This window comes from Nitrospira sp. MA-1, assembly GCA_032139905.1.
In the GTDB taxonomy this organism is placed as follows: domain Bacteria; phylum Nitrospirota; class Nitrospiria; order Nitrospirales; family UBA8639; genus Nitrospira_E.
In genome coordinates, this window is sequence record JAQJDB010000007.1 from 485,022 (window position 1) to 497,930 (window position 12,909).

Annotated in this window: 9 protein-coding genes and 1 tRNA gene; 9 read left to right on the plus strand and 1 reads right to left on the minus strand. The window is 50.8% G+C overall.

Annotated features, from left to right (window positions below):
- Positions 1-124: 124 nt before the first annotated feature.
- The 6 genes from leuB (at position 125) to queA (ending at position 6,104) form a co-directional block, all read left to right on the plus strand.
- Complete coding sequence (gene leuB, locus PJI16_14965) at positions 125-1,198, plus strand: 3-isopropylmalate dehydrogenase (protein MDT3778866.1); 1,074 nt, start codon at positions 125-127, stop codon at positions 1,196-1,198.
- Between the two features lie 3 nt (positions 1,199-1,201).
- A complete protein-coding gene (locus PJI16_14970; GenBank protein ID MDT3778867.1) occupies positions 1,202-2,416 on the plus strand; it encodes an SMP-30/gluconolactonase/LRE family protein in 1,215 nt (404 codons plus the stop codon).
- A gap of 163 nt (positions 2,417-2,579) precedes the next feature.
- Complete coding sequence (locus PJI16_14975; GenBank protein MDT3778868.1) at positions 2,580-3,593, plus strand: aspartate-semialdehyde dehydrogenase; 1,014 nt, start codon at positions 2,580-2,582, stop codon at positions 3,591-3,593.
- A 15-nt stretch (positions 3,594-3,608) separates the two neighbouring features.
- Positions 3,609-3,848 (plus strand): DUF2905 domain-containing protein, encoded by a 240-nt coding sequence (locus PJI16_14980; protein ID MDT3778869.1) that lies wholly within the window; start codon positions 3,609-3,611, stop codon positions 3,846-3,848.
- Between the two features lie 18 nt (positions 3,849-3,866).
- Entirely contained in the window at positions 3,867-5,054 is a 1,188-nt protein-coding gene (locus tag PJI16_14985) for a SpoIID/LytB domain-containing protein (protein ID MDT3778870.1), read from the plus strand.
- A 27-nt stretch (positions 5,055-5,081) separates the two neighbouring features.
- Entirely contained in the window at positions 5,082-6,104 is a 1,023-nt protein-coding gene (queA, locus tag PJI16_14990) for a tRNA preQ1(34) S-adenosylmethionine ribosyltransferase-isomerase QueA (GenBank protein MDT3778871.1), read from the plus strand.
- 192 nt (positions 6,105-6,296) lie between these two features.
- Here queA and PJI16_14995 read toward each other — a convergent pair whose 3' ends face one another.
- On the minus strand, positions 6,297-6,998 hold the full coding sequence (locus PJI16_14995) for a SurA N-terminal domain-containing protein (GenBank protein MDT3778872.1): 702 nt from the start codon (positions 6,996-6,998) through the stop codon (positions 6,297-6,299).
- 336 nt (positions 6,999-7,334) lie between these two features.
- On the opposite strand from PJI16_14995, the gene gltX reads away from it, so the two are divergent.
- The 3 genes from gltX to PJI16_15010 all read left to right on the plus strand — a co-directional run bounded on the left by gltX (position 7,335) and on the right by PJI16_15010 (position 12,876).
- Positions 7,335-8,765, plus strand: a complete 1,431-nt coding sequence (gene gltX / locus PJI16_15000) for a glutamate--tRNA ligase (GenBank protein ID MDT3778873.1) — start codon at positions 7,335-7,337, stop codon at positions 8,763-8,765.
- 59 nt (positions 8,766-8,824) lie between these two features.
- Positions 8,825-8,898 (plus strand) — tRNA-Gln (locus tag PJI16_15005).
- Positions 8,899-11,103: 2,205 nt separating this feature from the next.
- Positions 11,104-12,876 carry a VCBS repeat-containing protein gene (locus PJI16_15010; protein ID MDT3778874.1) on the plus strand — a complete coding sequence of 591 codons (1,773 nt, stop codon included), beginning with the start codon at positions 11,104-11,106 and terminating at the stop codon, positions 12,874-12,876.
- The last annotated feature ends 33 nt before the right edge of the window (positions 12,877-12,909 follow it).

Sequence of the window (12,909 nt, forward strand, 5' to 3'; positions counted from 1 at the left end):
AAATGAGCACCTGTTTTCCTGCCATTGTATTGTCTTTGGGCATGTAGTTTCTGGTAGACCATTTCAGGTACGCAGTTATCGCTGGAATTAATCTAAAACTGTTCATTATATTATCGGGGGAATCATGAAGAAACGGATTGCCGTATTACCGGGTGATGGAATCGGACCGGAAATTATGCCACAAGCGATTCGGGTTCTTGAGGCCATTGGTCAGAAATGTGGGCATCAATTTACCTTTACCTATGGGCAGGTTGGGGGGGAGGCGATTGACGCCACAGGCTTTCCATTGCCGGCCGAGACTCTGAAATTGGCTCAATCGAGTGATGCTGTCCTCTTGGGAGCTGTGGGTGGACCGAAGTGGGAGGGCCTTGAATATGAGCGTCGCCCGGAACGCGCCTTGCTGGGGTTGCGGGAGCAGCTTGGACTTTTCGCTAACCTTCGCCCGGCAAAAATGTATTCAGCGTTAATCGGGTCGTCCAGTCTAAAACCGGAAGTCGTCGAGGGCATTGATATTCTGGTTGTTCGGGAATTGACCGGTGGAATTTACTTTGGCAGACCGAAAGGCATTGAACAAACGGCGACAGGACATCGGGGGTTCAATACTGAAGTCTACACGACGGAGGAAATCCGCCGGATCGCTGATGTGGCTTTTCAAGCAGCCCGGAAGCGGCGTGGTCTTGTTCACTCTATCGATAAGGCCAACGTTCTGGAGTCATCCGAGCTCTGGCGGCGAGAAGTGATTAACGTGCATCAGAGCTACCCGGATGTGGAATTAAGACACATGTATGTGGACAACTGTGCCATGCAACTCGTTCGCTATCCCAAGCAATTCGACGTAGTTGTGACAACCAATTTGTTTGGGGATATCCTGAGTGATGAGGCGGCGATGTTGACCGGGTCGATAGGCATGCTCCCTTCCGCCAGCGTCGGAGCGACAGTGGGAATGTTTGAGCCTATCCATGGGAGCGCTCCGGATATTGCAGGAAAAAACCTCGCCAATCCTATTGGGACCATTGCTTCGGCAGCCATGATGTTGTCTTATTCGTTCGAGTTGACGAAAGAAGCCGAGATGATTGAATCGGCGATTCAGAGGACTCTTGAGCAAGGATATCGCACGAAAGATATTGAGAGTCCGGGGAGTACACTGGTTGGAACCGCTGAAATGGGCGATCACATCCTGAAGCAGTTAGGACATTAAAGGATGATTGGGCAAGGGAAGAGTGGGCAGATTATCACGATAGCGGGGACCGGGGAACCTGGGTATGAGGGCGACGGACAACCAGGGACCCGAGCAATTTTAAATGAACCCAAGAATGTGTGCTTTGACGCTGAAGGCAACCTTCTCATTGCCGATTCTGAAAATCACGTCATTCGCCGACTGATACATTCGACTGGTGTTATCGAAACGGTAGCCGGATGTGTTGGGACCCGCCGCGCCGGTGAGGGAAATCCAGAAACTCCGATGCCATCTCCAATTTCTCAGGTAGAGGAAGAGATTGATCCTCTTGCGGATGTGGAAGAGATTCCTGGCCAAGCCTACTCTCAAACGCCTGATCTGAGTGGAACGGTTCGTTACATCGTTGGAAAGGGGATTGGCAAAGATCGGTTTGCCGGAGATGGGGGCTTGGCCACGAGTGCACAATTAAACTTTCCCTCCTCCGTTGCCGTCGATGCGGCAGGGACCCTCTTTATTGCGGACACGTGGAACCATCGCATTCGACGGGTAGATGCCAAGACGGGGCTTATCCAGACCGTGGCCGGGAACGGTCAGTCGAAGTGGATGGGGGACGGTGGTCCGGGGATCTCCGCCTCGTTGAATGAACCGGTGGCATTAGTCGTGGATGGTGTACGCCTATATATTGCCGATCAGAGTAATAATCGTATCCGTATGCTGGATTTGGAATCAGGTATTATCACGACTATCGCAGGCACGGGAGATTCCGGATATACCGGGGATGGCATGCCTGCCGTGGAATCTGCGCTTGCGGGACCGAGCGGGTTGGCACTGGATCACGAGGGAAATCTCTATATCGCTGATACGTTTAATAGCCGTATTCGAATGCTGGACCACAACACGGGGCTTCTGTCCACGGTTGTAGGGGATGGAGCCGAGTTTCGCTACGAGCGGGGGGTGAATGAACAGTCTCAGGCATTGGCCAGGCCCTATGGCATTGCGATCACACCACAAGGACATGTGCTTATCACGGATTCCGATCATCACTTAATCCGGAAGTGGGATATCGGGAAAAAGGAAATGACCCTTGTCGCCGGCAATGGTCAATCGACATGGACTGGAGATGGAGGCCTGGCTTCGGATAGTAGCCTCAGTTTTCCGTTTGGGGTTGCAGTTGACGCTTTGGGCAATATTGCCATTGCCGATACCTTTAATCACTGCATCCGTTTTATTCCTTTCTGATAAAATCTCCGAGGCCATCACGGGAGTGCCAAGATTTTCTGCCTCTGGTTGCTCGCCTGCCTTGGGTTTCCCTTTCGTCATTTTTGAGTCAAGGATTTTGAACTGATAGGATATGCGTATTACCTAGTGTCATCCGTGTTTTTCTTGAGGGAGTGAGTCTGACATGATGAAGAAAAAATCGGCCTATACGATTGCCGTGGTTGGAGCAACCGGTGCTGTTGGAACAGAAATGATCCAGGTCTTGGAAGAACGGGATTTTCCTGTCGGAGAGTTAATACCGCTGGCTTCGTCGCGGTCTGAAGGCCATGAGGTGACATTTCGCGGTCAAACCCTTCTTGTGAAGGTGCTGGAACCCAACTCGTTCGATGGTGTTGATGTGGCCTTGTTTTCGGCAGGAGCCGGTGTCAGCAAAGAATTTGGTCCCATAGCTGTCAAAGCGGGAGCGGTGGTGGTAGACAATAGTTCCGCGTGGAGAATGGATCCCGAGGTCCCACTCGTGGTGCCCGAGGTGAATGTCCATGCTCTTTCGGGGCATCAGGGATTAATTGCCAATCCCAACTGTTCCACCATTCAAATGGTCGTGGCCTTGAAGCCGCTTCATGATGCCGTCCGAATAAAACGGATTATTGTCACGACGCTTCAATCCGTGTCCGGAACCGGAAAGGATGCAATGGAAGAATTAGTTGAACAGTCTCGTCAACTACTCAGTTTCGGGGAAGCCAAAGTAGCGGTCTATCCTCATCAGATTGCTTTTAATTGTTTGCCGCATATTGATGATTTTCTGCCGAATGGATACACCAAAGAAGAAATGAAAATGGTCAACGAAACCCGAAAGATCCTGGGTGAATCGTCATTGCCGATTACGGCGACGACAGTCAGGGTCCCGGTCTTTATCTGCCATGCGGAATCCGTGAATATTGAAACTGAGCAAAAACTGAGCGCCAATGATGCTCGGGCCATACTGGCTGCCGCTCCAGGCATTCAGGTCTACGATGATCCCGATCGCAATTTGTATCCTCTGCCGATCGACGTGGCGGGGACCGATGCGGTATTTGTAGGACGAGTGAGGGAGGATGAATCGGTGCCCAATGGTCTGAATGTGTGGATTGTGGCGGATAATTTGCGTAAAGGTGCTGCGCTCAACGCTGTACAAATCGCTGAGGAACTAATTCGATAATGGGTGAGAGTCGGCATGATGAGTGGAATGGGAAAAGCCCTGATCCTGATGGGGGGCATTCTTCTGGTGCTGGGTCTTCTATTCCTTGCCCTGGATAGATGGTCAAATCCTGAGGGGGGACTGGGATGGCTTGGCCGGTTGCCAGGCGATTTTATTATTAAACGGGATCATGTGACGTTTTACTTTCCTCTTGCGACCAGCATCATTATCAGTGTGGTCGGAAGTGTGATGATTTATTTTTTCTTCCGGCGGTAGGCAAGAGTTATGGTGTGTGTGGAACATCGTATCGGCATTATGCTGCTGTTTGTCAGTTGGGTCATGTTGTCCTCTCCGGTCGTTGAGGCTGCTGAACCAGCTATTCGCGTGGGTCTTGCCGATGCAGCCCAGGTCCTGTCCATCCAATCGTCGGATTCATTTTTCCTCCGCCTGGCCTCGGGGAAAAGATTTCATATTTCAGGGCGAGTGACTATTCGAATGCAGGGTGCTGGTCTGTTGCTCAATGACCGTCCCGTGGCGGATTCTCATCTGTGGGTTGAGGGATCAGCAGGCACCTATCAGGTTAGAGTGGAGACGAAGAGGGAAACGTCTCCGCCTAGCAATTCAGGGCCAGAGTGGGTGGTACGCGGACCACTTGAAATTCAATCGAACCCGTCTGGATTAGCTTTGATTAACTGGATTGATCTTGAAGAGTATGTCGCAGGCGTAGTCTCGGGTGAAGTCGGGGCCAAGTGGCCATTGGAAGCATTGAAAGCACAAGCCGTTGCTGCCAGAACCTATGTGTTGTACAAGAAAATTGAAAACCAATTGCAATCGTTTGATGTGGTCGCTGGTGTGCAAGATCAAGTCTATCATGGCCATTCCGTACGAGCTGAATCCGTGCTTCATGCTGTTGCGGCTACCAGAGGCCAAGTGGTGACGTATGAAAATCGCCCAATTTTCGCGGCCTATTCGTCGACGGCGGCTGGTCCTACCGAGGATGCCTTATATGTGTGGGCCTTGGACCTTCCTTATCTCAAAGGAGTTGACTGCCCGTTTGATGAGCAAGCCCCACGGTATGATTGGCGTGCATCATTTTCCTTCGACTTCCTAGAGCAGCAACTGGTTAAAGAAGGGTATGACGTTGGCAAAATCGCAACTTTCACACCCTATACCTTCACCCCATCCGGGCGAGTCGATCGTGTGCGTTTACTTCATTCTCGTGGAGAAATTATCCTGCGGGGGCAGGATTTGCGACGTGTGGTCGGATACTCCAAAATTTTCAGCACCCAATTTTCCATCGAATCATTGGGGCAGGAAGTGGTCGTGGTGGGTCATGGGGCGGGACATGCCGTGGGGATGTGTCAGTGGGGCATGCGGGAGATGGCCGAATTAGGGTATGACTACCAATCGATTATCCGGCATTATTATCCCCACACCATACTTCTTCCTCTTGATCGCGTGCTCCTTACTGCGGCCGACTAACTCTATCGTTTCTTTCCTTTCCTGGTCATGGATCTTTCCCAATTCAACTTTCCCTTTGACCAGACCCTGGTTGCTAAATATCCGGTTCATCCCCGGGATCATGCCCGATTGTTGGTGCTGACCCGATCAACCGGAGATATCACCGATCGGCAAGTCAAAGATCTCCCAAAAACATTACGACCCGGGGATTTACTCGTGGTCAATAATACCAAAGTCATTCCGGCACGCCTCTGGGCAAAGAAGGTACCAAGTGGAGGGCGGGTAGAATTACTGATTGTCAAAGAAATTGGTGAGGACCATGCAGAAGTCCTTATTCAGGGGAAAGTTGGAGTCGGACAGATTGTGGAATGTGAGGGTTCTGCCCGTGCGCAGATTGTGGAAAAAGAACCAGGTCGAACGGTGATTCATTGGCTGGGTCCTGGTGCCTTGCGAACATGGTTACTTTCTCATGGAGAAATTCCGCTTCCTCCGTATTTGAAACGTCAGCCTGGGCCAGGCGATCAAGAAGATTATCAAACCGTATTTGCCAAGGTGGAGGGGGCCATTGCTGCGCCAACTGCCGGATTGCATTTTACGCCAGAATTGATCACGCAACTGGCAGAGAAGGGGATCGGAACAGCCATGGTTACCCTGCATGTTGGACCTGGAACCTTTCAGCCCGTCAAGACGACGGATGTGGAGCGTCATATCATGCATCCGGAATGGTTCGAGGTGTCGGAGGAGACCGCGAGGAGAATTCGCGAGGTTCGGAACCGGGGCGGGAGAATTGTCGCTGTCGGGACTACCGTGGCACGAAGTCTGGAGTCAGCCCTGGATGAGACCGGCGAGCTCAGGCCCTGTTCAGGAGAGACGCGCCTCTTTATCCTGCCAGGATTCCGATTCCGGGTCATTGATGCGCTTCTGACCAATTTTCATTTTCCCGAAACGACCCTTTTAATGCTGGTTTCGGCGTTTGCGGGATTGGCGGAGGTCAAGGAGGCGTATGCGCATGCGGTACGCGAGCGCTATCGGTTCTACAGTTACGGCGACGCCATGCTCATTTATGAATAATGAAGTTGGAAGAAATAGTGAGGTAATCCAGGGGTGATTTTCCCAGCAGGTGTTATCTGACGTATGGGGCGAAGGATTTGTGGTAAGGACGAATGAGTCGGGGGCAGGTATCTGCGGATAAAATCCCGAGCTGAGCCACTGGGGGAGGACTCCAGGCAGACCAGATTGCAGGGTAAGGCCAAGGGCTGCCTCTTACAACAGTTCCTGGTGAATTGTGACATCCCCACGAGCTCGAAGCGCAGTTTGGAATGCCTGCATGGCCCGTTGTTTCTTTTGCATGAGAAATTGAAGGCGAATCTGTTCTAGGACCGTGAGATCGGGCTCGGCCCCGTCAAGTGTTTGTCGATCAGCGAGTTCTTTGACTTCTTTCATTTCGGCCGGGGTGAGTGTTGTGGCTTCAGAGACGAGCAGTCTCGCCTTTTCCGCCAGTAATTCGTTTCGGCGTTGCTCCTCATATTGATGAGGTTTCATCCGGTTGGCCGCCAAGATTCTTTGGTAATATTCTGTATCGAAGACGCCATCTTTTTGGAAGTCTTTTTGATTCACAATCGCATCGTGGAGTTCTTGAGCCGAGACAGCCAAATTCATTTCATCGGCCAGTAATTGCCAGGATTTTGTGGTGATTAATCCCTCGAGAGCGAGTTGCTGGATGGTCTCTTCTTTTACGTCTTCTTGTTTAAGTTGGTCCCGATAGAATCGGAAGTAACCTTGCTTTGTCCGGAGATATTCATCCTTGGAGACCTTATAGGGGCCAACGGTGGCCACGGCGTTACCTTGAGTGGAATCGTACCCATACCAACCCATGCCAATGACAAAAGTGACAGCGATTCCCAGGATGAGAAACTTGAGAATCCATGGGTATTTTGCGGAACCCTCGCGTATAATTCGAATCATGCGTCCTGCCTCCTGAGAATGTCTTTGATGACCATGACGAAATTTTAAGGGCCGGCAACGGGAAAGGCAAGTGAGTGGGCCGTGTCAATTCAGTTCTTTACATGAGTCGGGTGGCATGGTAAAGCAACGGGCCGGAGAGTGAGAATGATAGATATTTCTTAAATGGTCGTCCGGGATAGAGTGTGAGGATTTCCTGGAATTGCTCTGTCCTTGATTTTCATTGGAAAGCGGCGTGGAGAACGGAACATGGCGTCTCTGCAAAACAATGTTTCTGATGGGAGAGTTGTTTCCTATAATATGTGCCTGAGTCATAATGAGAAAGGTCGGTGAAAGCAAATGAGTGAGGTTCGAGTTCGCTTTGCGCCCAGTCCGACTGGTTTCCTCCATATTGGCGGAGTGCGGACAGCATTGTTTAATTGGTTATTCGCTCGTCATGAGGGTGGCACCTTTATCCTCCGTATTGAGGACACCGATCGGGACCGGTCTACGGATGATGCAATTCAGGTCATCCTGGATGGCCTAAAATGGACCGGGTTGAATTGGGATGAGGGGCCTTACCGGCAGACAGACCGCTTGGAACTGTATCGTGAACGGGCCATGGATCTCTTGAAGAGAAAGTTAGCCTACTGGTGCATCTGTACGCCTGAGGAATTAGACGCGAGAAGGAAGGAAGCTCAGGCTAAAGGCGAATCCATCAAATATGACGGGCGGTGTCGACATCGAGGAATTTCCGAATTCACCGAGCCGGCGGCTCTTCGATTTCTCACTCCTCAGGAAGGGCAAACCGTCGTCAATGATCGAATTAAGGGTCGGATCGTGTTTGATAATACGGTTATGGACGACCTCATCATACTCAGATCCAATGGCTATCCCACCTACAATTTTTCTGTGGTGGTGGATGATGGGCTCATGAACATTACGCATGTCATTCGGGGGGACGATCATGTCAATAATACTCCGAGACAAGTTCCGCTCTTTTCCGCAATGGGATTTTCGGTGCCTGAGTTTGCCCATCTACCCATGATTTTGGGATCGGATAAAGCGCGTCTGTCTAAACGCCATGGGGCCACCTCCGTTTTAGCATATAAGGAGATGGGGTATTTGCCTGAAGCCCTCATTAATTATTTAGTCCGATTGGGATGGTCCCATGGGGATCAGGAAATTTTCTCAATTCAGGAAATGGTCGAGTTTTTCGATTTCAAGCAGGTGCAAGCCTCGGCAGCCGTTTTTAATCCTGAAAAACTACGGTGGGTGAATGCGCAGTACATTAGAAGCAGCAACCCCAAGCAGGTGGCCGACGCCCTCATGCCATTTTTGCAAAATGCAGGCTATGACGATGCTGCTTTGGCCAGAATTCCCGGGGGAGCCGAGGCCTTGATTCCACCCTTACGAGAGCGATCAGAAACGCTTTTAGACCTTGTTCAAGGTGCCGTTCCCTATTTATCAGAGCCCATGACGATGGATGAGGATGCCGCGAAAAAACATCTCACCCTGTCAATTGCCCCGAGCCTTCAGGCGTTTGCTGATCAGGTTGAGGCGGAGTCAGACTTTTCCAAGGAGGCGCTTGAGGGTATTCTTCATGGCATTATCGAGCGGCAGGGGCTCAAAATGGGCAAGATCGCGCAACCGTTACGCGTGGCTTTAACCGGTAGGACTGTCAGCCCTGGCATTTATGAGGTAATGGCGTTATTAGGGAAAGAAAGGTCGCTCCAACGAATCCGTGCCGGTGTTAAGCGAACGATGAATCCCCAAAGCCATCCTTCATAAATTGTTTTTATGAAGTCCCTTGACTGGTTCCGAGAGGTGAATTAAGCTCACTCCTAGGTTGGGGGATCGTCTAGCGGTAGGACGCCAGTTTCTGGAGCTGGCTGCCCAGGTTCGATCCCTGGTCCCCCAGCCAACTTTTTCCCTCTTCTGAATTATAATCTTCAAACTCTTTCTTCAACTGCTTCATTTTTCCATTGGGTTTATTCTGGGAATATAAGCGACCTGTAGCCTGTCGAATTTGCGCTATGCCGAAGGTGGCGGTTCGACTCGGCTTCCTTCCTAGTTCAAACCAGCCCTCGTTGTTTAAGAGCTTTGTTGACGGTTCCTGCTGAGAGATGGCCCCATCTCATATCCTTTTGGGCTCTAATGGTCTGGAATTCCTGAAATTGCTAGAAAAGCTCCAGCCCGACTATTACTCCCCGACTGGCTGTGGTATGCCGGAGGGTATGCCACTAGCCTCAGGTGATGAATGTGATTTCTTAGGTGTATTTGTGCCGTGTCTCAAAACGAGCCTGACTCTACACGGGGGCAGGGTTTGTTGTTTCATCCAGCATCAGGATCTTCTCTTCAGACTTTTTAACAAAAATTCTTGGGTCTGGCAGGACCAAGATTTTTTCGCAGGGACTTCTTGACCGTACAAAACCAAAGATTCCCTGGCTTTATTAACCACATTGTCAGAAAACACGTTGGTGCAGAAAACCTTATCGTGTACGCCTCCCTTCCATGTCCGGCCTATCTGATTAGCCAGATTTGCAGCGATTGAACTCTTCTCTCCCTGGGTGCATTCTTTGCTCCTCTTGATCTGATGAGGATTTTGTCTCGTCCGAAATACTTATGCCTAGGCCGTGGAGGGAGTGTTGATCATTTTTTTGCCGAAATAGTGGGATTTTATAAGGTCATAGAAGTTCATCATGAAATCACGAACAGCTTTTGTCATTTTTGTGAGCAGTGTGTCCTTAACGTTAAGTATGCTCAACATAAAACCTGCGCGGGCTGCGTAGTTTATGGGGTTGGGGAAATTCTCGGTGAAGGTTTTTTAGCCAAGCTTTGGCTGTTTCTACCGAAGGATTTGTAGTCGTGGACATGGGGCTGGCTTTTCGGGGGACAGCCGGTGGCTTTGAACCCATTGGCGATTTGACAGGGATGATGACTCTTACGGCTAATGGAGTAACTAGTGATGGTCGTTTAATAATTTAATAATCGAAGGATAATCCCATTAGGGATTAGGGCTGAAAGCACAAGCTTGGAGATGGACAGTAGGTAGCGGCGTTGTTGGCTTGGGGAATCTCTATGGGGGATTTAGAAGTAATGTTACGGCTATCTCGTTCGATGGATTAGTGATCGTGGGCAATAGCACAGGCGGAAGCAGGCAAGGAGGCATTCCGGTAGATCAAGGAGCGGCATGGTCGAATTTGGATTCCTGCCTGGAGCAATATTTAATTCAAATGCATGGGCCATTTCTGATGATTGATCAGTAATACTTGGAAGCAGCTGCTTACTTCTGGTGGCGAAGGGTTAATGCGTGGAAAAAATTAGGATGCCCCTTTTTTTTTAATACAGGGTGTGCATATGTGGGATTTCAAGCTGGAACGATCCACGTTTTTTGCCCCATGCTCACAATCACCGTATTGAAACATTGGCCGAGTAGAGTCTTATCGGTCTGATTGCCCTCTCATTCCCCTTGGCTTGCGCACTGCTAATGGGTTGGCGAGCGTACAGAATTGAAGACAACGAAATACCCAATCTATAAGGCCGGGATGCTTGCTGGCGTAATTGGGTTAGGTTTTGCAGATATGGTTGAACTTAGCTTTATCCGCCAGTGGGTAGTTCTCATGCTGTTCATCCAGCTAGGGGTTGTTGCTCATTTTTCCAGTCAGCAAAAATTTCATAGAGGGGCGTCATGTTCAAATTGATCCCTATTCCTCAAATCGTTACTAGGTGGGCCACCATTTCTTTGGCCTGTGCATGTTTGGTTTTGGGGGTGTGGCCTCAGTGGGCCACTCAATTGCAAGCACAAACCGGCTATAGGTACATATCACCCGCGTTCATAATCGATAGCGGAGTCACCCCGGCGAACTCAGATACAGGAAGTCCCGGCAAGCCAGGTATAGGTTTTGACGGAGTCAATTTTCTAATGGTGTCCTGCCGAGAGAATGGCTCCGCCGCCAATATCCAGGGGACACTCGTCTCTACGATAGGCTCAAACGTAACGTCTTTTCCGATTGCCGACCTAACTCCAGTTTATGGTTGCTCCCTACAACGGCCCTCTGTGGCTTTTGACGGAAGTAACTATCTGGTTGTCTTCAAGCAAGTAACCGAAACGGGGAGAACGGACATTGTGGGGGCTAGAATTACCCCGGCCAGTGCCGTACTTGACGGGCCAAGGGGATTCACGATTCTCCAAGATGTGGTGGGAGCTGCCGTTGTTGCGTTCGACGGTTCCAACTATCTTGTCGTGTCAGATAGATATAGTGATGCCACCCTTCACGACATCATTGGAGCCAGAGTGAATTCTGACGGACATGTGTTAGATGAATTTCCGATATTTACCGCCCCGGGTGGTCAAGTCTTACCTTCAATTGCATTTGATGGCAACAACTACCTCGTCATTTGGTCGGATACAAGAAGTGGATCACCCATAGGAACGGATGCCAATATTTATGGCACCCGGGTGTCTCCGCTGGGCCTGGTGTTGGATCCAGGGGGAATCCCGATCTCTACTGCTCCGGGTAGTCAAGGATTTAATGATGTCATTTTTGACGGAGAGAATTATTTTGCCGTCTGGGATGACACACGCAATGGTCTAGGCGGTTTTGATCTCAAAATAGACATTTATGGTACGCGCATAACCCCTTCCGGTGTATTACTCGATGGATCACCGGACACAGGGGGGATTGCTATTAGCACTCATCCCCGCCCTCAGGAGCGTCCTGTGGTCAGTTTCACTGGCACAGAATATTTTGTCACTTGGGGGATGTCATATTTTCTAGATCCCCCAGAAGGAATATTTGCAGCGAGGGTCTCTACTGGGGGTGTTCTCCTTGATGGGCCGCCTGGTGTTGGAGGGATACTGATAAGTAATCCGAAAAACAACGACTCCAAATTCGTTTCGCCTAATAGTTACTTCAATGGGAGCAATGTGCTTCTGAGTTGGATTAATAACAGAGAATTAGGTGGAACCTTCAAGGATCTCTTCGGTGTTTTGGTATCAGATACATCACATACCCCCTATGACCTGAATGGGGACAGCAATGCCGATATTCTCTGGCGTAACACCAGTGATGGCAACATTGCCATCTGGTTCATGAATGGGATGGCCACGGCCTCTTTCAGCTTTCCCGGTGCGGTATCCTTGGCTTGGAAAATCGCGGGGGTTGGCGATGTGAATGCAGATGGCAAAGGGGATGTCATCTGGCACAATCAGACCAGTGGCGCGGTTGCCATCTGGCTGATGAACGGCGGGACCGTGACAGCGGTGGGCTTTCCCGGTACCGCCCCGACGACTTGGAGCATTCAGGCCGTTGGGGATATCAACGGCGATGGCAAGGCGGACCTGATCTGGCGCAACACCAGTGAGGGTCATACGGCCATCTGGTTTATGAATGGGACCGCCATGGCTTCCTCCAGGTTTCCGGGCGGGGTGCCAATGGCCTGGCAGATCGCACAAGTGGGCGATGTGGATGGCGATGGCAAAGCGGAAGTCATTTGGCGCCATAGCACCAGTGGTGCAGTGGCGATCTGGCTGATGAATGACGGGACTGTGACAGGGGTGGGCTTTCCCGGCGCCGCCCCGACGGCGTGGAGGATTCAGGCGGTCGGCGATGTGGACGGTGATAGGAGGGCGGATCTGTTGTGGCGCAACACCAGGGATGGTAACACTGCCATTTGGTTCATGAATGGGACTGCTGTGGTTGCCGCAGCCTTTCGAGACGGTGTGCCCTTAGTGTGGCAGATTGAACAGGCGGCCGATGTGAATGGGGATAGCAAGGCCGACATCATTTGGCGCAATGCCATCCGCGGCACAGTGGCCATCTGGTTGATGGATGGGCTAACTGTGACGGCGGTAGGATTTCCCGGCAGTGTGTCGACGGGGTGGAAGATCCAACCGTAGGCGGAGGCCCCACTCAATTTCCCGCATTGAGGT

Excerpts from the sequence above, each read along its gene's own strand:
- leuB (MDT3778866.1), top strand. The coding sequence starts at position 125 with ATGAAGAAACGGATTGCCGTATTACCGGGTGATGGAATCGGACCGGAA.
- PJI16_14970 (MDT3778867.1), top strand. The coding sequence starts at position 1,202 with ATGATTGGGCAAGGGAAGAGTGGGCAGATTATCACGATAGCGGGGACC.
- PJI16_14975 (MDT3778868.1), top strand. The coding sequence starts at position 2,580 with ATGATGAAGAAAAAATCGGCCTATACGATTGCCGTGGTTGGAGCAACC.
- PJI16_14980 (MDT3778869.1), top strand. The coding sequence starts at position 3,609 with ATGATGAGTGGAATGGGAAAAGCCCTGATCCTGATGGGGGGCATTCTT.
- queA (MDT3778871.1), top strand. The coding sequence starts at position 5,082 with ATGGATCTTTCCCAATTCAACTTTCCCTTTGACCAGACCCTGGTTGCT.
- PJI16_14995 (MDT3778872.1), bottom strand. The coding sequence starts at position 6,998 with ATGATTCGAATTATACGCGAGGGTTCCGCAAAATACCCATGGATTCTC.
- gltX (MDT3778873.1), top strand. The coding sequence starts at position 7,335 with ATGAGTGAGGTTCGAGTTCGCTTTGCGCCCAGTCCGACTGGTTTCCTC.